16 protein-coding genes and 1 pseudogene are annotated in these 22920 nt (G+C 58.3%); 6 read left to right on the top strand and 11 right to left on the bottom strand.

The features are described from left to right. Positions 1–261 precede the first annotated feature (261 nt). Positions 262–1512, top strand: coding sequence for a hypothetical protein (locus ACSSVQ_RS06960; RefSeq protein ID WP_454181787.1), 1251 nt, complete (start codon positions 262–264; stop codon positions 1510–1512). Positions 1513–1560: 48 nt separating this feature from the next. On the opposite strand, the gene ACSSVQ_RS06965 is transcribed toward ACSSVQ_RS06960, so the two are convergent. The 5 genes from ACSSVQ_RS06965 to ACSSVQ_RS06985 all read right to left on the bottom strand — a co-directional run bounded on the left by ACSSVQ_RS06965 (position 1561) and on the right by ACSSVQ_RS06985 (position 10251). After that, positions 1561–3003 carry an N-6 DNA methylase gene (locus ACSSVQ_RS06965; RefSeq protein ID WP_454181789.1) on the bottom strand — a complete coding sequence of 481 codons (1443 nt, stop codon included), beginning with the start codon at positions 3001–3003 and terminating at the stop codon, positions 1561–1563. Beyond that, positions 2993–4660 (bottom strand): DUF262 domain-containing protein, encoded by a 1668-nt coding sequence (locus ACSSVQ_RS06970; RefSeq protein WP_454181791.1) that lies wholly within the window; start codon positions 4658–4660, stop codon positions 2993–2995. The genes ACSSVQ_RS06965 and ACSSVQ_RS06970 overlap by 11 nt, the downstream gene beginning before the upstream one ends. Positions 4661–4743: 83 nt before the next feature. Continuing rightward, a complete protein-coding gene (locus ACSSVQ_RS06975) occupies positions 4744–6234 on the bottom strand; it encodes a restriction endonuclease subunit S (RefSeq protein ID WP_454181793.1) in 1491 nt (496 codons plus the stop codon). Then, positions 6234–8996, bottom strand: coding sequence for a type I restriction endonuclease subunit R (locus ACSSVQ_RS06980; protein ID WP_454181795.1), 2763 nt, complete (start codon positions 8994–8996; stop codon positions 6234–6236). Before ACSSVQ_RS06980 ends, ACSSVQ_RS06975 begins: the two co-directional genes overlap by 1 nt. Positions 8997–9675: 679 nt before the next feature. Further along, positions 9676–10251 (bottom strand): hypothetical protein, encoded by a 576-nt coding sequence (locus tag ACSSVQ_RS06985; protein ID WP_454181797.1) that lies wholly within the window; start codon positions 10249–10251, stop codon positions 9676–9678. Between the two features lie 989 nt (positions 10252–11240). Here ACSSVQ_RS06985 and ACSSVQ_RS06990 point away from each other — a divergent pair. Continuing rightward, positions 11241–11417: a helix-turn-helix transcriptional regulator gene (locus ACSSVQ_RS06990; protein WP_454184659.1), complete on the top strand. Its 177-nt coding sequence runs from the start codon at positions 11241–11243 to the stop codon at positions 11415–11417. A 316-nt stretch (positions 11418–11733) separates the two neighbouring features. On the opposite strand, the gene ACSSVQ_RS06995 is transcribed toward ACSSVQ_RS06990, so the two are convergent. The 6 genes and pseudogenes from ACSSVQ_RS06995 to ACSSVQ_RS07020 form a co-directional block, all read right to left on the bottom strand. After that, positions 11734–12279, bottom strand: coding sequence for an HD domain-containing protein (locus ACSSVQ_RS06995; protein WP_454181798.1), 546 nt, complete (start codon positions 12277–12279; stop codon positions 11734–11736). Positions 12280–12386: 107 nt separating this feature from the next. Then, the gene (locus ACSSVQ_RS07000) at positions 12387–13280 is read right to left on the bottom strand and encodes a tyrosine-type recombinase/integrase (protein WP_454184660.1); all 894 of its coding nucleotides are present in this window, start codon (positions 13278–13280) and stop codon (positions 12387–12389) included. A gap of 57 nt (positions 13281–13337) precedes the next feature. Further along, a pseudogene (locus tag ACSSVQ_RS07005) lies at positions 13338–13582 on the bottom strand (Arm DNA-binding domain-containing protein); the annotation flags it as partial. Positions 13583–13988: 406 nt separating this feature from the next. Continuing rightward, a complete protein-coding gene (locus ACSSVQ_RS07010; protein WP_454181800.1) occupies positions 13989–14543 on the bottom strand; it encodes a phosphatase PAP2 family protein in 555 nt (184 codons plus the stop codon). A 145-nt stretch (positions 14544–14688) separates the two neighbouring features. Beyond that, entirely contained in the window at positions 14689–16089 is a 1401-nt protein-coding gene (locus tag ACSSVQ_RS07015; protein WP_454181802.1) for a sensor histidine kinase, read from the bottom strand. Next, positions 16067–16744, bottom strand: a complete 678-nt coding sequence (locus ACSSVQ_RS07020; protein WP_454184661.1) for a winged helix-turn-helix domain-containing protein — start codon at positions 16742–16744, stop codon at positions 16067–16069. Before ACSSVQ_RS07020 ends, ACSSVQ_RS07015 begins: the two co-directional genes overlap by 23 nt. 206 nt (positions 16745–16950) lie before the next feature. Here ACSSVQ_RS07020 and ACSSVQ_RS07025 point away from each other — a divergent pair, with 206 nt between their 5' ends. The 4 genes from ACSSVQ_RS07025 to ACSSVQ_RS07040 are packed head-to-tail and all read left to right on the top strand — an operon-like array spanning position 16951 to position 22920. Next, positions 16951–18264, top strand: a complete 1314-nt coding sequence (locus tag ACSSVQ_RS07025; RefSeq protein WP_454181804.1) for a TolC family protein — start codon at positions 16951–16953, stop codon at positions 18262–18264. After that, positions 18261–19301 carry an efflux RND transporter periplasmic adaptor subunit gene (locus ACSSVQ_RS07030; RefSeq protein WP_454181806.1) on the top strand — a complete coding sequence of 347 codons (1041 nt, stop codon included), beginning with the start codon at positions 18261–18263 and terminating at the stop codon, positions 19299–19301. Before ACSSVQ_RS07025 ends, ACSSVQ_RS07030 begins: the two co-directional genes overlap by 4 nt. Then, the gene (locus ACSSVQ_RS07035; protein WP_454181808.1) at positions 19298–22396 is read left to right on the top strand and encodes an efflux RND transporter permease subunit; all 3099 of its coding nucleotides are present in this window, start codon (positions 19298–19300) and stop codon (positions 22394–22396) included. Before ACSSVQ_RS07030 ends, ACSSVQ_RS07035 begins: the two co-directional genes overlap by 4 nt. Then, positions 22393–22920: a PepSY domain-containing protein gene (locus tag ACSSVQ_RS07040; RefSeq protein ID WP_454181810.1), complete on the top strand. Its 528-nt coding sequence runs from the start codon at positions 22393–22395 to the stop codon at positions 22918–22920. Before ACSSVQ_RS07035 ends, ACSSVQ_RS07040 begins: the two co-directional genes overlap by 4 nt.

Raw genomic sequence — 22920 nt, forward strand, 5'->3', positions numbered from 1 at the left:
GCATTGTAGTGTTCGCTGTCGGCCATAACCACGACCGGGGCCGGAATCAAAATTTCGAACCAAGCGCTTGAATCAGAATTGAAAGCGAGAATACACAACCACCAGATATCGCAAAAAATATTGCCCGCACGACATTGAAAAATATTTGTGCGTTCCTGCACTTCTCGAATGCGGTCTTGTAGCCACTTTCCGAATCTCAATTCCCCGATATAGATTCTCTAAATCTGCTTAGAAAATTCTATGTTAAGCGAAGGTGGGACTATGACGACTCGGTGGACCAATCATCGATTACATGACGCTGCAGGCACCACCACAGGCGGTAGAATTCCTATCAATCTATGGCACGTCGCTCAAGCCGCTGCTGAAGAAACCCTGCAAGGCTCACTGCTAGCACCCGCTTGGCTCAAGCTATTTCAATCGCATCTTAGCGTGCGGGATCCCTACTTTCTAAGATGGAGGGAAGACTTTGCAGAGAGCGCAGAAATCAGACGTGCATACTCAGGACTCTACGGTCGCTTCTTTGCCCGCGCGTTGCTGACACAGCATCTTGGCTTTTCCCGGTTCATATCACTTGCCCGCAACGGTGTAAAAATCTCCGGATCGGTTGAAGTCAAGCGTACGAAGAGTGGCGATATTCCTGATTGGCTGGCATGGGATAGCCGCAACTCAAATTTTGTCTTGTGCGAGGCCAAAGGAAGCCTCACTGCAAATGACTTTCATAACGCTTCAGGACCTAGCTGCGTCAGAAGCGGGAAGGCCCAATTCGGCCGTGTTCAAACCACATCGAATGGCACAACGATTTATCCTGCCCAATGGGTTGCGGCCGTTCGGTGGGCTACTGATGAGCGTGGGGGTACGCCCACTACCGTGCTTTGGGATCCGCCGAGCGATGGGCAACCATTCACAGATGGAGAAGCGCAGGTACACTTCGAAGCCATGACGCGCGCGTGGCTCAATAGTATTGCGTCGGGTTTTGGCTATGAGTCTGCCGACGATATACTCTCTGCTGAACGAGAGAAAAATGCAGTTGTCGTCGTTGCCCCAAACGGCCCCGTCCCAGAGGAAAGACATTGGAAAGACGAAGACATCCACGATGACACGCTTACGGATACCATACCGGATGTTGGACTCGCAGAGTCACCTGCGGACGAACCGGATATCCCTTTCTCTGACTCGCCAGTTTATGAAGATCGATCTGACCTGCTAATGCCGCTTCCGTCAGAAAAGAAGCCTCATTCTGCAAAGTATCTGCTAGCGGTGGTTAATCGATTTGGCATACGCCCAATCAGAACGTCGGCTGAATTAGATAGCGCGAGACGTGATCAAGAACGCGCACAAGCTCTTAAAGAGCCCGCAATGCTGATCGGTCTGCCCTCGAAATTCTCGCTAGAGCAACGCCTAGGGGAAAAGCGCTGGGTCGACGAAAGCGGGATCGCGGAAAGCGGAAGCCTCGCGCTCTTCGATCTGAGAACAACAGAAATGAAGGCGCCGGAAGGTGGATTGCCGAGCTGATTTGGTACGTTCGAAGAGCCCGACCCGCCTCAGTACCAATTATAGCCGCTACCCTTCATCGCCCGTGAGTTCGCGGCTGACGCTTCGAAATTGTTCCAGAGCCGACTCCAAGTTTTCAACGATTTCCGCAGCCAGAACGTCCGGGTCGGGCAAGCTGTCTATGTCTTCAAGGCTGTCGTCCTTCAGCCAGAAGATGTCGAGGTTCAGCTTGTCGCGCTCGGCCAGCTCCTCATAGGTGAAGCGGCGGAAGCGGTCGGTTTCCTTGCGCTCCCGATAGCAGCGGATGAAGTCGTCGAAGTCGCCGCTCGTGAGGCGCTTGGTCTTCAGCGTCTTGTGGATGTTGGTTCGGTAGTCGTAAACCCAGAGTTCCTTCGTCTGCACGTCGCGTGAGGCGGGACGCTTGTCGAAGAAGAGCACGTTCGCCTTCACGCCCGGGCTGTACCAGATGCCAGTGGGCAGGCGGAGCAGCGTGTGGAAATTGAACCCTTCGAGCAGGCGCTTGCGAATGCCTTCGCCGGCGCGGCCCGCCTCGAACAGCACATTGTCCGGCAGCACGACGCCTGCCCGGCCGTTCGTCTCCAGGATGGTCATGATGTGCTGCAGGAAGTTGAACTGCTTGTTCGAGGTGGTGAACTTGAAGTCCTCGCGCTCATAGCTTTCGCGCTCGGTCGTCACCGATCCGTCTTCGCCGACCACTTTGTAGCTCGACTTCTTTCCGAAGGGCGGGTTGGTCAGCACCACATCAAAACGCTTGCCATTGTCGGCCGCCAGCGCATCGGCCTGCATGACGGGACTGCCGCCATTGCCTATCCCATGGAGATAGAGGTTCATGGCGCAGAGACGGACGACCTCATCCACGATATCGAAGCCGGTAAAGGCAGTATGGCGCAGCTTCTTGAGCTTCTTTTTGTCCTGCGTCTGCCCCTTCATGTGCTCATAAGCCGCGAGAAGAAATCCGCCTGTGCCGCAGGCCGGATCGCACACCGTCTCATCAGCTTGGGGGTCCACGCATTTGACGATGGTTTCGATTACCGGGCGAGGGGTGAAGTACTGTCCCGCGCCGGACTTCACTTCGGAGGCATTGCGCTCCAGCAGACCTTCATAAATCTCGCCTTTTACATCGACTTCGAGGCCAATCCATGGGCCTTCTTTGTCAATGAGGCTCACCACGCGTTTCAGCTTGGCGGGATCGGATAGCTTGTTCTGCGCCTTGCGGAAGATGGTGCCGACAAGCCCATCTGCCTTGCCGAGTGCTTCGAGCATCCGACGATACTGGAGCTCTAGAGCGTCACCGTCATTTCCCACGAGCGCCGCCCAGCTCCATTTTTTCGGCACGGCGGAGACTTCGCCCAGAAAGTCCTTACGTTCCTGATCCATCTTCAGGAAGAGGAGATAGGTGATCTGCTCGATATAGTCGCCATAGGAAATGCCCTGGTCGCGCAGAACATGGGCATAATTCCAGACTTTTGAGACGAGCTGTTCATTGGTCATTTTTCAGGTCCCACAGATCGGCAAGCGTCTGGATACATTCTTTCTGTCGCTGCGCCACAACGCTGGGCGTCCATTGTTCTTTTGCCAGAACCTGGGACGTGATGGAGAAGGGAGTCGAGCCCGTCGTGGTGAAATATTTGTTCTTCTTCTCTTCAAAGCTCCAATTGCTCGCGGACGCGTTCTTGTAGCGGGAGAGTAGAACAAGATTGCCAAGTCGGTGCGTCCATTCGGCGCGCTCTTCCTCATCAGGAAACAACTCCATCCAAGGCCCATCCTGTTTGGGATTCTGCGGCAGCACATGCTCGATCGTGACGACGGGAAGATCATATTTCGCAGACCCTTCCGAAGTCGCCTCATCAAGCCGCAGCAGTACCTGCTTGCTGATGCGTTTCACCTCGTATATCGGACCATCCAACGCCTCCAGGGTCTGCTTCTGCGCGGCGTCGGATAGGCCGAGCAGGCCCTCGCTCTGGATATCCGTGCCATCTTCCATGGCCCGGAGAATTGCCGCATAGCGATTGATCCGTGCGTTTATATCCTCACGGCGGATAAACAGCGAGTAGGCTAGGCGGTCTAGTCGCCTCAGAAAGTCGTATATGGCTTCCGGGTCGTTTCGGTGATCTGCGATAAACTTGATAGCCGGGGGTTGCCAGTCATAATTGTCCAGCAATGACAAGCCACCGAGAAGCCGGTTGATCGTCGTGCCGTATTGAGGGGAGTCCACGGTCCGACTCAGAATGACCTCATATGCATTCGCCGCTGCCTTGAGCTCATCATCAATGAACTGTTGCGGACGCACGGTGGGATTCACGTGCTGCCGGAATTCTGCTTCAAGTGTGGCGCGCGACTTTGCCTTCTGGTGGATCATTCGGATATGCGCAAAAAGATCGCCGAACGCTTCGCGACCGAGATCTTCTTCAATATCCTCCCACTTTTCGTTGTAGGCCTCCTGGCGATCTTCAGGAATCGCACCGACCACATCGGCCTTGAGAATGTCCGTTGCCGTCAGGTCCAGTCCTCGATTGTTCATCACGGAAAACACACGATAGGCCGAGGCGCGATCCGACGCCTCCACAACCACAAGGAAGCAGCGCTGCGCGGTGAATTGCAAAAGCCGCCCGCGTCTTTCCTCGGACTCCTTCTCCAACCGTCCTTTCAGCCTTTCGTAGTTCGCCATCATGTTGCCTTGCGAATCCCGAAGGGGAGGGCCAGCGTATGGCGTGCCCATTTGAATATGGTCTCGAAAGAATTCGCTATCCCGCTGACGAACAGTGAGACGGAACGTATCTTCCGTCCCGGCGGCAAAATCTCCGCGCTGCAATATGAACCTATCAGCGCTCTTGCGTGCAGGGTCTTCCAGAAGGCTGCGCAGGACGGAGAACATGATGACCAGCGTGGTCAGTCTCTGCTGGCCGTCGATCACCTCTGCTTTGGGGCTCTCGCCCTGCTTGATGACGACGATGCTGCCTAGGAAATAGGGTGCCAGTTCTGCCACTGGTCCAGCCCCTTCGCTCGCAACCAAGAGATCGTCGAGAAGCGTTTCGGCCTCGGAGGTCGTCCATGCGTACGGACGCTGATAAGGTGGAATTTCAAACTGATACTTGTCACAGAAGACGTCATTCAGCTGACGTTCTCCCGCTTTAATCGTTTCCACCATAGTTCCCCCCTTGGTTGTTTATCGATATCCAACTGCTGTGCTTGGCACATGAAAAAAATGATCGCTTGGACCCGCTCGCATTCTCATGCGGTCATCTTTATGCGGCTCTTTTTTTTCGGGGTGTCGGCCTTTTCGGCCCTTATGCGGGCTAGCAATTCGCTGGCCGGTTCGTCGGACGGATCCTGTGGCACGAGACGGCCTGCGAAGGCGTCTTTCAGGATGGATTGGCGAAGAGCGGCGGACCGGGTGAGTTCGGTTTCGCAGAAATGAGTCACATACTCGAAACGCGCCTCCTCTTCTTTTACCACCTCCAAGAGCCGCACAATCTCTTCATGGGGAGGCAATGGGATCGCCAGCGAACGCACCGTGGTCCCATTTATTTTAGGCATATTGCCTGCAATGCCAGTGGCCAAACGGCGAAAATGCCTCTTAGCATATTCAAAGTTGATCCACCTGACCGCCCAATCTGCAATGGGAGTATCTGAAAAACGTATGCGCATCATCAGATCAGGATAAATGAACTTATTATCTGGGCCGGGGAAAACCGCTGCTGTTCCGACGTACTCAATGGTATTTCCCCTCTGCAACAATACGTCACCGGTTTTCAGCCAGCGCTTGTCGTTTTCTTCGACCTCCAATGAGACCCACTTCACCGTATTCTCATTGATGACAAACTTGCCGGACGTTGTTGCCGTCAATTTAAACGACGGACTTCCCTCATGCTTCCACGCTTCTTTTGGGGAAACCCCGTTGGTAGGTCCGTCCGTTATAAGCATATCCAAAGAAGCCCAAACCCATCCGTTCGGAATAGAAGGTAGCTCTGAATCATTTGGCTTCACCGGCTCCTTGTATTTTCCTTGGCCTTCCCATGTTCTTCTGCGGGTTTGCAGGATGCGGGCGAGGAGGTCCTTGCCGTGTTCGAGCTTGCGCGCGTTTTGCGCGCGCCAGTCGGCGGTCAGTTCGCCGGTGACGGCGGCCTTCAGGACGGACTGGCGGTAGCGCGCAAGCTGGCGCTGCACCTCGCACAGCGCCTCTTCGCCCTTATCCAACCGGGTGAAGAGTGTTTCGATTTTCTCAACAATGCGGCGCTGTTCTTTGAGTGGAGCGATTGGAACTGAGAAGTTTTTCAATCGCTCCGTATCTATGCTCGCGACCGTAGTTCCGTGCTTCGCACACGCCTTCAAGATTTGACCATTGCTGGCACGCAGGTACCAAGCAACGTAATCAACATCTATGCCTGACAACGGCGTGAGCGTCTTAAGGTCTTGGTTTACCGTTACAGTGCACTCCGATACCGCAACAGGAAATGTATGCGACAGAATCCCCGATCGCGTGACCATCAAAATCGAGTTCGCTGGTATAAACTTAGCAGAGGATTGCGTAACCGCATCCTCAGTTATCATATCTTCAGCCGTTCGAACGCGGCCAAACTTCATATCCTTTGGCGACACCCAAGGAATTGTTCCATTTTTCCAAAAGTCCTTGTTGGCTTTTGAAGGTGTACCGCCACCAGACCAAACCCCCAAAGTTCCGAGCCGGTTCCGAACCCATCCCGATGGCAACTCTCCGTCCATCACGCCACCAGCGCCCCTTGCAGATCATCCAGCATGTCGTTCAATCCCGGCCCGAAGAGTTTGCGCGCCTGCACGATGCCGCCCTTGTCGGCGAGGCTCGGGGCCTCCTGAAAATCGGCGGGCGCGATTTCGGCGTTCACCGCTATATAGGATGCGATGGCGCGTAGCCAGGTTTCCTGCTCGGGCGTGTATTCCCGGCCTGCGCGCTTTTCCCGCCCCATCCACAGATTGAAGCGCTGCTCCACGACCGTGGCGAAAGGTTCCAGCACCTCCGTCTGCCCGAGCGCGAAGCGGACGAGACTCACCACCTCCGTCAACTGCTCGTCCACCGGCGCGCCGCGCACATGGGCCGCATCGAGCCGCTTGTAGGCCTGCCAGACATTGGCCGTCGTGAGATAAAGCGGCGGGTCCGTAAGCCGCTGCACGAGGTCGCTGATCGCCTGATAGGTCAGGCGTTGTTTGCCCATGGGCTGGTTGTAGAGGATCTGAAGCGCCGTCAGCTCGTCTCGGTTCTCCGAAATGAAATCCTTGAAGCTCTTCACCGTCTTTTCGGCCAGCTTTTCGTCAAATTCCGCCCCGGTCAGCTCGTCCGTCGTGATTTCGTCGATCACGATGTCGCTCTTCTGCTTGATGTCCTTCAGCAGGTTGCGCGTGCCGGGATTGTCAAACGGCTTGCAGGCCTCATCCATCATCTCTTCGATGACTTCTTTTTCCTGATCGGGCGTCGGCGCCGCGCCGTGGCGCGCCTTGATCGCCTGTTCCTGACGGTCCGGGTCTATGGCATCCAGCAGGTCGTTTGCCAGATCGCGCGGGGCCTTGCCGCCGGTGGTTTCGACGATGCGGGCGCGATCCTCCGGCGTAAGCTTTCGGTCCAGCGTGGCAAGGCGGGCGGCGAGTGAGGAGAGCGCGTCCTCATCGCGCCGGCCCATGGCGATCTGCTCCAGCAGCGCATCGAAACTCACCGTGCGCTTTCGCTCCAGCGGCTGGGAGGCGTTTTTCTTCGACTCCGTGACGCCGACCGCATCGATCAACACAAAGCGCGTCTTGGTTTTCGCATCCGGCGTGACGGCCTTCAAATCCGCATCGGGAATGGAGCGGACGCCACGCCCGCGCATCTGTTCGTAATAGCCTTCCGACTTCACATCGCGCATGAAGATCAGCACTTCGACGGGCTTGATGTCCGTGCCAGTGGCAATCATGTCCACGGTGACGGCGACGCGCGGGAAGGGGTCCACGCGGAACGCCTTGATGAGGGATTTGGGGTCCTCGCCCGTGTTGCGGTAGGTGATCTTCTTCGCGAAGTCGTTGCCTTCGCCGAAGACCTCGCGCACGGCATGGACGATCTCCTCGGCGTGGTTGTCGTCCTTGGCGAAGATGAGCGTCTTGGGCAGCCATTCGCCCGTCCTGTCGGGGAAGAGCTCGGTAAAGACCCGGTCGCGATAGGCCTGGAGCACGGTCCGGATCTGGTTCGGGTTCACGACCGAGCGGTCGAGCTCCTTCGCGGTGTATTCCAGATCGGCATCCAGCGCCTCATAACGGCGGATGCGGGTGCGCTTGTCGAGAACCGGCACCTGGAAGCCGCTTTCATCGACCCCCACCTTGCCGCCCTGCTCACTGACGCGGGTGCGGATGCGGTAGACCTCGTAGCCAACATTGACGCCATCGGCCACCGAGCGCTCATAAGGATATTCGGCGACGAGGTTCTGATTGAAGAAGCCCAGCGTGTGTTTGGAGGGCGTTGCCGTCAGGCCGATGATGAAGGCGTCAAAATATTCCAGCACCTGCCGCCACAAGCCATAGATCGAGCGGTGACATTCATCGGTGACTATGAAATCGAAGGTCTCGATGGGGATATCGGGGTTGTAGTTGAGGGGCGGGATCTCACCTTCTTCGCCCTGCCACTTTTCAAAGGCGGAACCCTCCTCCTCTTCTTCCGGCAGCTCCTGACCGCGCAGCATGGAATAGAGGCGCTGGATGGTGGTGATGACGACCTTCGCATCCGGATCGATGCGGTGGGAATGGAGGTGCTGAACGATATAGGTGTCAGTGAAGCGGTTGGCTGTGCCCGGTGGCTGATAGGCTTGGAACTCGCGCAACGTCTGATCGCCGAGATTGTTGCGGTCCACCAGGAAGAGAATGCGCTTTGCGCCCGCCTCGCGAATGAGGCGGTGGGAGAATGAGCAGGCTGTGAAGGTCTTACCGGCGCCGGTCGCAAGCTGGATCAGCGCGCGGGGCCGGCCTTCGGCGAGCGATTTCTCCAGCCCCTCGATCGCCTCGACCTGGCAATCGCGTAAGCCCCGCGTATCCAGCGGCGGCATATGGCCGAGCCGGCCGCGCAGCGTCTCCGGCTGCTGGAGCCATTCCAGAAGCGTTTCGGGCTGGTGGAACGCAAAGAGCCGACGGGAGCGCGCCTTGGGATCGCGCAGATTGCGGAAGAAGGTCTCGTCGCCGGTGCTCTCATAGTCGTAGACCAGCATATCGTCCCATCGGGCCAGATGGTCCGGCAGCCTGTGCATGTATTTTTCGGATTGCTCGGCCACGCCGCTCAGGGTGACGCCGGATTTCTTGGCCTCGATCACGCCGGCGGCCTTGCCCTTCACGAAGAGGAGATAGTCGCAGAACCCGGCGGGAAGCGAGAATTCGCGCACCGCAACGCCGAGGGCCGCATTGCGGTCCATCTCGTCACGGTCCTGCAGCACCCAACCGGCCGATGTCAGCAGGCTGTCAATATGCTCCCTAGCTTGCTGTTCAGGCGTCTGCAAGACGGCGTCCCCAAGCAACAACTGGCCGAATCCGAGGCCAGCCTTCCCTCAACTTGCAGGCAGATATGCTCCGCACGGCAACTCCCCCATTACGCTGCTTCGACACCGAGAAAGGCGCCCTTCATGCCCCTCGCCAAATCAAGATCGGCGCTTCCTTATTCCCGGCGCGGTGCGGGGCGTCGAAATTCAGGAGGCGCTGCAATAATCGCAGAGAAAGCCACCGATCTCAAAGCCCGAGCTGAAGCCTCCATTCAAGCACATTGGCCAATTACCGGTATGCTGCCGCACTGCCAGTTCCGGAAATATCTTCCGGCACTTGGCAGTAACCTGGCTTCCCGACGACGCGCCCTCCAAATGCTTCCTCTACTCCGCCCCGACACTGACTGCTGCACCATGTAAGGCAGCTGCTTTCACGACAATCTCAGACGGATTTGAAGAGGTTACATCGGGGTTTCTTTGGCAACGGAAACCCGCGTTCCGCATGTCGGTCTTGCCGGTTCCGTGGACCTGAAAACCGCAGCAGCAAATTTCCTCGACAGCCCCTTCACCTTCGAGGCCGCAATTCGAGCACCGGAAACGGCTGCCTGCGGTGTGTCCATCCAAGGGCTCCTTCAGGGCTAAAAGGCGCCCGCAACAAGTCCGGCATAGGTGGTCTGTGAGTTCGTATAGCTGCGCCATTTCACGCCCCTCCTTCGCACTGAAACTCGATTTTCGGACCCGCGAAGTCAAAGCTGACCTCTCCCTTCGTACGCCTGAGGATTTCGATCATCGGTTCCAGCCGATCTACTGCCAGCGGGTGTCGATGCCTGGTGCTAACGCCATCCACGACAACATTGAGCTCGACCGGAAAGAGCTTCCCTAGCTTGCTCGGCGCAGTTCCCTTCGCGTTCTTCCCGGAAATGATTTCACGCTCACGGTTGTAGCAGGAGACGCACCGGGTGCCCTGGATGATACGGGTAGCGCCGCGCCTGCAGCGGGGACAGATCATCGAATTGTAAAACCCGGAGATCGGCATCAGCTCCCGCCCGGCATGACAAGCCCCAACAGAACAAGACTGGCAGACTTCGAGGCGCTCGGCCTTCGGACCCTCAGCATCCTGCGCAGCATCCCACATCGCAGCGCAAGCTTTGGCGGAAAGTGTCGCGCTCCGCCGCTTGCAGCGGAACGTATCGAGACCGGTTTCTGGCATGACAGAATATTCGATCCCCTCCGCCTTGCGGATCATATCAGGCTGAAATTCTGTTCCGGTTTTCATCCGCAACCCCTCCACTCGATTACTTGTCGATTGAAGCACCAACCATACCGAGTAATCGGTTTTCGGCGGACATCGACCAAGTCACAGCGAAGGGAAATATCATTAAAAATATTTTGAAATCAATTGGTTACCGAGGGAAATCGCGGGAACCAGCGGGAACCAGCGGGAACTTCCGGGACCTTCCGGGAACCAAAGGGAAGTCGACGGATACTTGCGGGAATTGGCGGGAACAAAAAAAATTTCGCAGCGCTAGGTACAGCCAAAAATTCAACCTCAGACCGACCACGCCCCAACTGTGACGCCCGTCAGACCACCGTCATAGCTACCGTCATACCTTATCTCTTTGATTTTATTGACTTTATATCTATCTATGACGGTAAATATAATATAAAGGAACACACTCTCTCATACCCTTCGCATCCGAAGGGATTACCCCTGTATTTGTATTATAGGGTATTGTATCCAGGAAATCGCGCCATACCGTCATAAATTCTATTTTCTTTTTTATTTTTATATACTTAGCCTATGACGGCAGGTGTCATAGCGACCGTCAGACCGTCATAGATCGAACCCAATTGATTCCGAATTGATACGATCTACTTTAATTGAAAATAATTATTAGCTGAGTGTAAGCTCCGCGGCACAGTCATGCGCAGCGGGTGGCACTAATCTGCCAAGACTAGTGCAGGATGGCACTTGCGCGCGAAAAGTAGCGCCCTCGGCGTCCCACGGAACCACGACACGTATGTTCCAGAGGGGTTTCTGGCCTAGTTTAGGAGATGCAGATGGAATGCAACACGCTCCTCATGCCTCTCTGAAACCAGATGGCTCTGACCTTCTTCCCAAGAGCATTCCTCTCTTCCATTCTCCGCTCATTCGCAAACAAGCGGGCAAAGCGAGGCGCATTCGATGAAGATAATGAATCTCAGCAGCTTCGAGTCGTGATGAGACAATCCGTCTCGATCCAGCTGCAGGAGATACCAAATTCCATGACACAGAAACTACTTCGACGCGCCGAGGTTACGGAGCGATATGGCATTCCGCGATCGACCCTGTACGACCTGATTGCAAAAGGCCGCTTCCCCCGTCCTGTGAAGGTCAGTCCGAGGTTTGTGGCCTGGCGAATAGAAGACCTGACTGGATGGGAGGAGAGCCTGACTGAATAGAGCGCCACGTTCTGGTTTCAGGCAAAGTCAATTGGATTTGGAGCAAAGCCATCAGACAACTCCCTGCCAAAGTTTTTCATGGCCGCCTTCATGGTTTTCATGCCGGGCTTCGTTAAGCAGCCCTTCGGCTTGACGTAGCTATCGATGCGGCGCTCGGGTTTTTCGTGTCCTGAATGTTTACTACCCAAAATTTGTCGGGGTGGATACGCCGGTGGGCCTGCGCATGCAGGCTGACCTCCAAGGTAGTGAGGACGTCGAATAGCGCTCTCACCAAGCGGTCCTACAGGGGCATCAAACCTTTCGCACATCAGCCCGACTACAGTTCTGATCGCCGCTTCCAAGTCTCCCAGAATTGGGCCTCCAGCTGAGCGTGCGCACCCCGAAGCCCCTCGCCAACGCTAGCAGCCCACTCGAAATATTCCTGCTTTCGTTGAGTTGACCAGTCCATTGGCGGGTTGGCCAAGATGTCACGGAGATTGCAGATCTTGTCCGCGAGCTTCACAAGTTTGGCCTCAGGGGAACTGTGAGGTGCATGCTCGATCTGAAGCCGCTTCCGGGTTTGCTTGTCCAGCGACTTGTCGTCCGTCACTTCGGACACAATACCAGCGATCACAGAGCCAAATGTGCGCTCGAGTTCTTCGACACTCGTATCCGTGTCTTCAATCGTATCGTGAAGAATGGCGGCACACAGCACTGAGGCGTCATCAATCCCAGCTTCATTGGCAAGAACATTAGCCAGCGCAATTGGATGATTGATGTAAGGCGATACGTCAGCGTCTTTACGACGTTGATTACGGTGCTTCTCCGCGGCAAACGCGACTGCTTTGATAATGAGGTTCCCTAGGGGCATATCCGATTTCATTTTCTACGCTTTCCTTTCATCTAGCGTTCTCCGCGCAGAGAGGTCTTCTCTTCACGTGATCTCATTTCGTTTTGACTGTGAAGAGCCGTGCAAGATCCGGCTTTCATTCACTTGGCCGGTTTCACGCGTAGCTCATCGAGATAATCCGACCAGTGCTGCATCATCTGGATGCGCTCATCCCAGAACTCAGCGCGAGCATAGGCACGCCTGACATCGTTCGCTTCTACATGGCCAAGCTGTCGTTCGATGGCATCGGGGTTCCATGTGCCCATCTCGTTCAGGAGCGATGCAGCCATGGCCCTAAAGCCGTGGGTTGTCATTTCCGACTTGTCGTATCCCAAACGCCGAAGAGCGGCATTCAATGTGTTCTCCGAGAGAGGTCGTCGGCGATTTCCTACTCCGGGAAAGACAAGTGGCCCATTGCCTGTTAGTTCCCTGATATTCTCCAGGATTTGGAGCGACTGGCGCGAAAGAGGTACCTTCTGGACGCGGCGCATCTTTGTCTTGGCTGCCGGGATGGTCCACAAGGCCTGCTCCAGATCGAACTCATGCCATTCGGCAGTCCTTAATTCTCCGGGACGTACAAATACATGCGGCGCAAGTTTCAAGGCTGCCCGGGTCGCCGGCTGCCCATCGAAACCATCGATCGCTCGTAGCAACGCTCCGGCACCTGAGGGATCAATGATGGCCGCCCGATGGGTTACCTTTGGAGTGGTGAGCGCCCCTTGGAGAGCAAATGTCGGGTCGGTTTCAGCCCGGGCGGTTGCCACGGCATAGCGGAAGACGATCCCGCATGTGCTGCGGAGCCGTCGAGCGGTCTCATAGGTCCCCCGGCTTTCCACTTTCCGCAACACGATAAGGATCTCAGGCGCCGAAATGTCGCGTATCGGTCGATCGCCAATGATCGGGTAGGCAAACTCGAGCAGCCATCTGTTCTTCTTGATCGTCGCAGCTGCCCTGCCTTCACGGTCCTGCTTGGCGAGCCACTCTTCGGCAATCACCCGAAACGTGTTGCTCGCAGAATCTGCTCCAGCGATCTTCTCGAGCTTTCTTATGTGAGCGGGGTCCTCTCCCCGCGCCACAGCCTTTCGCGCGCTCCGATGCGCCTCGCGGGCCTCGGCCAGAGACACTTCAGGATACACACCCAGCGCCAGAAGCTTCCTGCGCCCCCGTGGCGATATTGATACCGCCAATAGCGTTGCCCCTTGGTAGTGACCAACAGGAAGAGACCATTGCCGTCAAAGAGCCGATAAGCCTTCGACTTTGGTTTTGCCGTTCTTACGGCCACGTCTGTCAGCGACATGGAGGTACCTCGCTGCTGAGGTGCGAAAAAGTACCGCCAGAAGTACTGTCACGACGCTTGGATGCCCAAAGACAAGGTCGGACCTTGTTGGACTCAAGCGGTTGATTTTGTTTGGAATTTGAACCCGTCTCGGACTTTCTCGGACGTCCTTGGATGGGTAGGTGGTGCCTAGGGGCGGCTTACCTGCCGCGCACAATCCATTGAAATTATTTAACTATCCCGCAGTCAAACGCCTCAGCACCATGTTTCTGGCCAACATTTTCGGTGCGCTTTGACGTTCAACCATCTTCACCCTTGTTCCGGCAAATGGCGGGAGCAGGCACGATGAGCTTCGGTCTTTCCCATTGGAGCCAACGCCGGCCAATCAATACGAGGCACAGAAAAATCCCACATACAAAATGGAGGATCAGTTCGTCTCCGGAGGCGAAGAGGCCGGCCTTGCGGCCCAGATGGCGAACACCCAGAAAGCCAACGCCCACAGGGATCCCGCCGCCCAGCCCGCGAGTACGTCGCTCGGCCAATGGACGCCCAGAAAGACGCGGCTCGTCCCGACGAGCAGCGTGAGCGACAGGCCGACCGTCAGAATGAAAATCCGCAGGCCTCGCTCCGGCTCCGCCGAGGCGAGGAGCGAACCGAGCGTCAGATAGGTAATGGCGGACAGCATGGCGTGCCCGCTGGGAAAGCTGAGCGTGTGCACCTCCACCAGATGCGGCACCAGGTCGGGCCGCAGGCGGGCGAAGGAGAGCTTCAGCTCCCGTTCCAGAAGGGCCCCGAGCGAGACGGACGATGCGGCGATCAAGGCCGTCCGATAGCGAGCAGCGACGAGGAGATATCCGACCGAGATCGCGACGACCATGGTGAGGGCCGTATAGCTACCAAGGCTGGTGACGTCCCTGAACGCCTGTTCAAGCCAGGCAGGACCGATCATCTCGTTGAGGTGCCCGGGGACACGAAGCCACAAGAGAAGCTCCCTATCGTAGCTTATATGTTCGCCTTCAAGAACATCCTCTCCGATCGCCATGAATATCCAAAGAAAGCCGATGACAGGCCGACAAGCAGAAGCACGGCCGGCGTCCCCACGACGGTGCGGCGCAGGGATCTGAGGTTCACGGCTCTCCTCCAGTTGGCGGCATGCCGGCAAGAAACGAAATCGAAATCGTCAGGCCCCTTTCGCCGCCTTTCGCTTCGGTTTCGGCGGCATGAAGATCGGCGACGGCGAGAACGAGCGAAAGTCCGAGACCGTTGCCCGGCGTCGTGCGGCTTCCTTCCAGCCGGTAGAAGCGCTGGAACACCTTGTTCCGTTCCGCCTCGGGGATGCCCGGCCCTTCATCGGACACCGACATCGTGACCCGGCCGCCCGCTTCATGCAGGCCGATACCGACAGGCGTCCCGGACGGTGTGTGCCGGAGGACGTTCTCGATGAGATTGGAGAGCGCCTGGGAAATGAGTTCCCGATCGCCGCGAACCGTCAGGCCGGGTTCTATCCGCGCCGTCACTTCCCGTCCGTCATCTTCCAGCGAGGCCCTGTAGGCCTCCAGCACGGAGTTGCAGGTCCCGCTCAGGTCGAACGCCGCAAACCCGGCCCTTCTGGCGCCGGACTCTATCTGCGCAATCCGCAAAAGCGCGGAGAAGGTTGCGAGGATGGCGTCCGTCTGGTCGAGAGCATCGCGAATGGCGTCGGCATGATCTTCCGTCGTTCTCGCGTTCGCAGACGCCGCCTCGAGCCGTTGCCGAAGCCGCGTCAAGGGCGTCCGCAAGTCATGCGCGATATCGCTCGAGACCTGGCGAAGGCTCGCCATCAGACCTTCCACACGTTCCAGCGTTGCATTCACAGACACCGAAAGTTCATCCAGCTCATCCGCGCTGCCGCGTACCGGCAGGCGCGTATCGAGCTTGCCGCCTTCGAACTCACGAAGTTTTTCATTGAACAGGTCGATACGATAAAGCGCGCGGCGGCCCACGAATATCCCGCCACTCGCGGCGACAAACAGCATGATGAGCGCGCTCCAGGTGAAGGCCCAGGCGATGGCTTCCTGAGTTTCCACAATATTGTAACGGTCGAAGCCAAGGAGAAGCAGGCTCCCGTCAGCAAGCTTTCCCGCATAGGCGGAAAGCACATGCTCGTCGCGGTCTTCACCCTTTATCGAGGGGATGTTTGCTTCCGGGTAGTCGTGCCAGCCGATCTCTGCACGTTCAAGGGACACAGATCCGAAGGACGCGCCGTCAGTCGTTTTCACCAAGGCAAACACGGGAAAACCCGATCGCGGCGTGCTTTCTTCCGAAATCGCTCGCCTTACCGCCTCCATGCCGCCGCGCAGGAAACGGTTTTTCATTGCGGCAAATTCCTGCTCGATCGCGCCCCTGCGCTGCGAGATCAGGGCGTGCGTGGTTTCCCAATAGGTGACCGAGAAGACGACGACATAGGACAGTATGAAGATCGCGGTGAAAATCGCGGAAAGGCGAAAGGCCGTCGAGCGGAGGGCTCTACTCAGGCGTTCGAAGTGCATAGCCTGCCCCGCGGATCGTGTGAATCAGTTCCCGGTCGAACCCCTTGTCGATCTTGCTCCGCAGACGGCTGATATTCGTCTCGACGATATTGGTCTGCGGATCGAAATGAAAATCCCAGACATGTTCCAGCAGCATGGTGCGCGTTACGACCTGGTCGGCATGACGCATCAGGAATTCCAGAAGCCGGAACTCCTGAGGTTGCAGCTCGATCGTCTTGCCGTCGCGCCTCGCCAGTCGTTTCAGGAGATCGAGTTCGAGATCGCCAATATTGAGAGTTGTTTCATGCGCCACCGGCACGGGCCGGCGTGAGAGCGCATTGATACGAGCAAGCAATTCGCTGAAGGCAAAGGGTTTGACAAGATAGTCGTCGGCGCCGGCGTTCAGGCCTTCGACGCGATCATCGATCCCGCCCATCGTCGTCAGAAACAGGATGGGAAGCTTGATATCGGCGGCCCGCACGGCCTTGACCATGGCGAGCCCGTCCATGCCCGGCAGCATGCGATCAACGACGGCCACATCGTGAGCGGCCTCGGTCGCAAGGAACAGCCCGTCCCGACCGGTCTCCGCCAGATCCACGACATGGCCATGTTCCCTCAGACCGTTCGCGATATAGGCGGCCGTCTCCGCATCGTCTTCAACCAGCAGTATTTTCATGCTGTCACTATAATTCGTCGGCACGGGGGCTCTCCATAGAGAAATCCGGCGAAAATCCATCGCCATCGCGCCCAAGACTGCGACCATCGGCCTTCCGGCTGGCTGGGGCAAAATACACAAATCTGTATAGTTCGCCCCATCCTGCGGCGAAGGCCCGCCCATCATGATCCGCGCATCCTGTCCAACCACCCGGATGAGCGCCGCCCATGCAGGGTTTTCGACTTTCAGTCCTCGTTTTTGCGGCCCTATTGCTGACGGGCTGCGCGACCTATCACGCCGAGCCGCTGCCGGAGGGGCCGGACCTGCGCAGCCAATTGCCGGATATGGGCAAGACGCGGCTTTCGATGACGCAGGCGGCAGGCTTCGCGGTGCTGGGCAATCCCGGCCTCAAGGCAGAGCGCGCCAAGTGGGACATCGCCAGCGCACAGGCCTTCCAGGCGGGGCTTCTGCCCAATCCGCAGGTTTCGGCAAGCATCGACCAGCCGACGACGCAAGGCCAAGGGCTCGTCAAGGGATACAGCTACGGCCTGACCTTCGATCTTCAGTCGCTTCTCACGCATTCGGCTACCTCGGCTTCCGCAAAGGCTTCGGCCGAGCAGGCTCGTCTCGATCTTCTCTGGCAGGAATGGCAGACGGCGGCGAAAGCGCGAACGCTTTTTACGCAGGCTGCAACCGAGGAGACCCGCATCTCCGCAATCTCATCTGCGCTTGAAGAAGACCATGTTTCCGATAGCGCCGTCAGCGCGGCGCTTTCTCGCGGCGACCTCGCGCCGGACCAGGCGGACGCACTCACGAGCCCGCGCAAAGACCTCGAAGGCCAGCTCCTGAGCGCGGAAAACAATCATTCATCGGCCATGTCCGATCTCAAGGCGCTGCTGGGGCTTACGCCGCAGGCAGATCTGCACCTTGCGGCGCCGGTTCTTCCGGCGCTTCCCGACAAGGCTCAGATGGAGAAGGCGCTTTCGACGCTGCCGTCGCGCCGCCCCGATCTGCTCGCGCTTCAGCAGGGCTACAAGGCGCAGGAAGAGGCCGTCTTCAAGGCCGTTCTCTCGCAATTCCCCAATATCCAGATCGGCTTCACCCGCGCCAGCGATACGAGCAACGTCCATACGACGAGTTTCGGCGTGAGCATGGATTTGCCGATCTTCGATCAGGGTCAGGGCCGGATCGCGATAGAGCGCGCGACGCGCAAACAGCTCCGGCAGGAATATCAGGCGCGCATCGACCGGACACGAGCCGACGCCTGGCGCCTCTGGCGGGAGAGTCGTCGGATTTCAGCGCGCCTCCAAACACTGACCGGGCAACTTCCCACCCTTCAGAAACATGCTGCGGCTGCGACGAAGGCAGCCAGTGCGGGCGATCTCGACCCCTCCCTTGCCGCACAACTCCAACAAGCCTGGCTCAGCCGGCAAACCGAATTCTTCGACCTGCAGGATGCGCTCTGGAGCGATCTCCTGTCGCTCGACACCACGCTTTGCCTCCCGGCCGGTACGCCGCCCGAAAAGGATCGCTCTTCATGAAACACTATTTCCGCTCACCCCTGCTCCCCATTCTTCTGAGCTTCACGGTCCTTCTACCCATATCGGCGAACGCCGCGCCAAGCGCCGGGGTCACCACGATGGCGGCGCATAGCGGCTCCCTTTCGGAGACCGTGCTGTCCTATGGCACGCTTGCCGCCGCCCCGGCGGGAAGCCGGAATGTGATCGTGCAATATGACGCCATCGTCGAGGAGGTGATGGTGCATGCGGGAGAATATGTCGCTCAAGGCACACCCCTTGTTCGCATCACCACCACACCGGCTGCCGCCGCGCAATATGCACAGGCCCGCAGCGCCTATGATCTGGCCCGCTCGGAATTCCAGCGGCAGAAGCGGTTGAACAAGGCTGGGCTTTCTTCCAACGATCAGCTCGCCACCGCGCGCAAGTCGCTCAACGATGCGCTTGCACAACTGAAGGCTCAGAAGAAGGCAGGTGCGTCGACCGGATCGACACTTCTCAAAGCGCCGGTCGGCGGCGTCGTCACCTCATTGAGCGCCGCGCAGGGCGACCAGCTCACCGCGGGAAGCGCCGTCGCCTCTGTCTCCAGCAAGAAAGGGCTCGTCGCCAGACTGGGTCTCGAACCCGAAGACGCGACCCGCCTGTCGCCCGGCGACAAGGCCACGCTTTCGATGCCGCTCGACGGGAACCGGAAGATGCAAGCGACGCTCCGCTCCGTCGGGGGCATGATCGATCCGCAGAGCAGGCTCGTTCCCACTATCGCCACCTTCGACAACCCACCCGAAAACCTGCCGGTCATCGGCACGACCATGGTGGCGCATCTCTCGCTGCCACCCCGCGAGGGCATCCTCGTGCCGCGCAGCGCCATCCTCGAAGACGGGGAAGGCACCTACACCTACACCGTCGAGAACGGCAAGGCTGCTCGCCACAATGTGAACATCCTTGCCGAAACCGACACGACATCGCTCATCGGCAAAGGCATTGCACCCGACGCTACGGTGATCGTCTCGGGGAATGCGGCGCTTGAAGACGGTATCGCAGTGCATGAGGTGTCGAAATGACGATCGCCGAATGGGCCGCCAAGCACCGCTACTCGATCCTCTTCCTGCTGGCCGTCGCCGCGATCGGCGGCGCGATGAACGGCTTCGGGCTCCCGGTCGCACTCTTCCCGCATGTGAGCTTTCCGCGGATCGCCGTGACCGTCGATGCGGGCGACAGGCCCGCGCCACAAATGGTGGCGGAAGTCACGCGCCGCGTGGAAACAGCGGTGAAGACCGTCCCCGGTCTTCAGGAAACACGCTCGACCACGAGCCGCGGCAGCGCCGAGCTTTCGCTCAACTTCGCCTGGGGCGAGGACATGGCCACGCGTACGTTACAGGTCCAATCCGCCATCGGCCGCATCCTGCCGAGCCTGCCGCAGGGGACGAGCTTCGAAGTTCGACGGATGAATCCGACGGTCTTTCCGATTGCTGCCTATTCGCTGACATCCGACCAGATCGGCACGACCAAGCTGCGCGAAATCGCCAAATACGAACTGGTGCCGCTTTTGTCGTCCATCAACGGGGTCGCGCAGGCCTCGGTGATGGGCGGCAGCGCGCCGGAAATCAGGGTCGATGCCGACCCCGGCCTGCTGGCAAGCTACGACCTGACGATGAAGGATGTGGCGGATGCGCTTTCCGCATCGAACATTCTGCAAGTCAACGGGCGGGTCGAAGACCGGCACAAACTCCTCTTCGCGCTGACCGATACGCGTCTCAAGACGCTTGATGACGTGCGTAACGTCGTGGTGCGCGCGAGCGCGGGTGGTGTCGTCCGGCTGTCCGACATTGCGAAAGTTCATCCCGCCGCCGCGCCGAACTGGACCATCATCCGCGAAGACGGCAAAGATGCCGTCATTCTTCAGATCTTCCAGCAGCCGAGCGGCAATACGGTTCAGATCATCAACGACGTGAAGAAGACGCTGGCGGGTTATAAAAACAAGCTGCCGCCAAGCGTGAAGATAACGAACTGGTACGACCAGAGCGAGCTGGTGGTGGAAACTGCGAAGACGGTCCGCGATGCCGTGTTGATCGGTGTGGGACTTGCCGCGGTCGTTCTCTTTCTCTTCCTCCGGAATCTCAAGGTCACCATCATCACCCTGGTGGTCGTGCCCGCCGTTCTCTCCGCCACGGTGCTTTTTCTCTATGCCCTTGGCATGAGTTTCAACATCATGACGCTGGGTGGCATGGCGGCCGCGATCGGCCTTATCATCGACGACGCTATCGTGATGATCGAACAGATCGTGCGCCATCTCGACGGCGGCGAGCAGTCACTGCACGACAAGATCCGGCGCGCGGCGCGCGAATTCTGGAAGCCGCTCATCGGATCGTCTTCGGCCACCATCATCATCTTCCTGCCGCTGGCTTTCCTCTCCGGCGTGACGGGCGCCTTCTTCAAGGCGCTGTCGCTGACCATGGCAAGTTCGCTGGTTGTTTCTTTCTTCGTGGCCTTCTTCGTTATTCCCCTGCTCGCCGATTTTCTGATTTCAGAACAGGATCGGGACATCGAACATGAAGGCCGTACCTTCGCCCGCGTTACGAAAAGCTATCGGGCGGCCTTTCTGCGCATACGCCGCACACCGCTCATCCTGCTGGCCGTGTTGGCGGCGTTCGCGGGCACGGGCTATTTCGCCTATCGCAATACGGGCTCGGGCTTCATGCCGGTGATGGATGAGGGTGGCTTCATCCTCGACTATGTCGCTCCGCCCGGGACATCGCTCACCGATATGGGCAAGCTTCTGGGCAAGGTCGGCGACATTCTCTCCCAAACCCCCGAGGTCGCGACCTATTCGCTCCGGGCGGGCGCCCAGTTGGGCGGCGGTCTGACCGAGACCAATACCGGGGACTTTTTCGTGAAGCTGAAACCTCTGCCACGACGAGGGATCGAAAAAATCATGTCGGATGTACGCGCGCGTATCGCCGACAAGGTGCCCGGTCTCGACGTCGATACGGCACAGCTTATGGAAGACATGATCGGCGATCTGACGTCCGTGCCGCAGCCTATCGAAATCAAGATCTATGGAGACAATGAAACGCAGCTGCGCGAGATTGCGCCGAAAGTCGCCAATGCCATTGGCAACGTCAACGGCGTCGCCGAAATCCGCGACGGCGTCGTCATTGTGGGCGATGCGCTGGATATCAAGGTCGACCGCATTCTGGCAGGGTTGGAAGGGCTGACGCCGGACGAGGTGAACAAGCAGCTCTCGACCTATCTCTCCGGCAATGTCGCGACATCCATCCAGCGCGGCGACCGGACCATCGATGTGCGGGTATGGATCCCTGCCTCGCGCCGAGCGACGCCCGAAGACCTGAAACAGCTTCGGATCATTGCGCCCGACGGCCACAAGATCGCGCTCGGACGGATCGCCTCGGTGAAGCTGCTGACGGGGCAGCCCCAGATCACCCGCGACGATCTGAAGCCCATGGTGGCGGTGACAGCACGCATCGAAGGACGCGATCTCGGCAGCACGGTCTCCGACGTGAAGACGCTTCTCGACAAGTCGGACCTCTTCCCGCCCGGCACCTATTACAAGCTGGGCGGTCTTTATCATCAGCAGCAGATCGCCTTTCAAGGGCTGGTGCGCGTCATCATCGCGGCCTTCGCGCTGGTGTTCCTTCTGCTGCTCTTCCTCTATGAGCGGCTCTCCCTGGCGCTTTCGATTATCGCCATGCCGCTCTTTGCCATGTCGTCGGTCTTTGCCGGCCTCTGGGTCACGGGGGTCGAGCTCAACATCACCGCGATGATGGGCATGACCATGGTGGTGGGTATCGTGACGGAAATCGCGATCTTCTACTTCTCCGAGTACGAAGACCTGCGGAAGGAAGGCATGGCGTCCCCGGATGCACTTCTCCAGGCGGGGCTCAACCGGCTGCGGCCCATCGCCATGACGACGCTTGCCGCCATTCTGGCCCTGATGCCGCTGGCACTCGGGATCGGCCAGGGCTCGGCCATGCAGCAGCCTCTCGCCATCGCGATCATTTCCGGGCTCATCGTGCAGATGCCGCTCGTCCTCATCGCCATGCCGATCATCTATTCCACCCTCCAGACCGCCGGTACCCGCATGAACAGACTTGTCGGCGGAACAACCGGCCCATTCGACGAAAGGACCGACCCATGAAACTCGCCCCCTTGACCGCTCTGGTGCTCATCTGCGGGATGACCGCGGGCTGCACCGCCCTGACGGAACCGACCAATGATACGGGCGCGGAACTTGCCGCCGCCCACGCGGCGAAAGTATCGCTTCTCGATGCCGTAGCGACTGCGAAAAAGCACTCGGACGGCACACCGGCCAATGTCGATTTCGAGGAAGAAAACGGCATCTATTATTACGAAGTCCGCTTTCTGACGTTCGATCGCTCGGAAACAGTGCTGGTAGACAGCGCGACGGCAGAGGTTCCGGATGTACGGTCCGAACACTACGCCTCGAAATCGCTGCGCGCCCGTTTCGGCAATATGCGTGCAACGCTGAAAGGCGCGAAAGTGTCCCTCAGCGGCGCGATACAAATTGCGCAGAACAAAGCCGGCGGCGCAGGATTTGAAACCCATATCGACGACGTCGACCGCCCGGACCACATGATCGTGGAGGTCGCCACAGCAAACGCCATCGAACCCGTTACCGTCAAACTCGAATCGGTCGAGTGA

The sequence above is a fragment of the Parvibaculum sp. MBR-TMA-1.3b-4.2 genome (genome assembly GCF_053628815.1).

Coding starts and splice junctions, on each gene's coding strand:
- ACSSVQ_RS06960 (WP_454181787.1), top strand. CDS start 262: ATGACGACTCGGTGGACCAATCATCGATTACATGACGCTGCAGGCACC.
- ACSSVQ_RS06965 (WP_454181789.1), bottom strand. CDS start 3,003: ATGACCAATGAACAGCTCGTCTCAAAAGTCTGGAATTATGCCCATGTT.
- ACSSVQ_RS06970 (WP_454181791.1), bottom strand. CDS start 4,660: ATGGTGGAAACGATTAAAGCGGGAGAACGTCAGCTGAATGACGTCTTC.
- ACSSVQ_RS06975 (WP_454181793.1), bottom strand. CDS start 6,234: ATGGACGGAGAGTTGCCATCGGGATGGGTTCGGAACCGGCTCGGAACT.
- ACSSVQ_RS06985 (WP_454181797.1), bottom strand. CDS start 10,251: ATGAAAACCGGAACAGAATTTCAGCCTGATATGATCCGCAAGGCGGAG.
- ACSSVQ_RS06990 (WP_454184659.1), top strand. CDS start 11,241: ATGACACAGAAACTACTTCGACGCGCCGAGGTTACGGAGCGATATGGC.
- ACSSVQ_RS06995 (WP_454181798.1), bottom strand. CDS start 12,279: ATGAAATCGGATATGCCCCTAGGGAACCTCATTATCAAAGCAGTCGCG.
- ACSSVQ_RS07015 (WP_454181802.1), bottom strand. CDS start 16,089: ATGCACTTCGAACGCCTGAGTAGAGCCCTCCGCTCGACGGCCTTTCGC.
- ACSSVQ_RS07020 (WP_454184661.1), bottom strand. CDS start 16,744: ATGAAAATACTGCTGGTTGAAGACGATGCGGAGACGGCCGCCTATATC.
- ACSSVQ_RS07025 (WP_454181804.1), top strand. CDS start 16,951: ATGCAGGGTTTTCGACTTTCAGTCCTCGTTTTTGCGGCCCTATTGCTG.
- ACSSVQ_RS07030 (WP_454181806.1), top strand. CDS start 18,261: ATGAAACACTATTTCCGCTCACCCCTGCTCCCCATTCTTCTGAGCTTC.
- ACSSVQ_RS07035 (WP_454181808.1), top strand. CDS start 19,298: ATGACGATCGCCGAATGGGCCGCCAAGCACCGCTACTCGATCCTCTTC.
- ACSSVQ_RS07040 (WP_454181810.1), top strand. CDS start 22,393: ATGAAACTCGCCCCCTTGACCGCTCTGGTGCTCATCTGCGGGATGACC.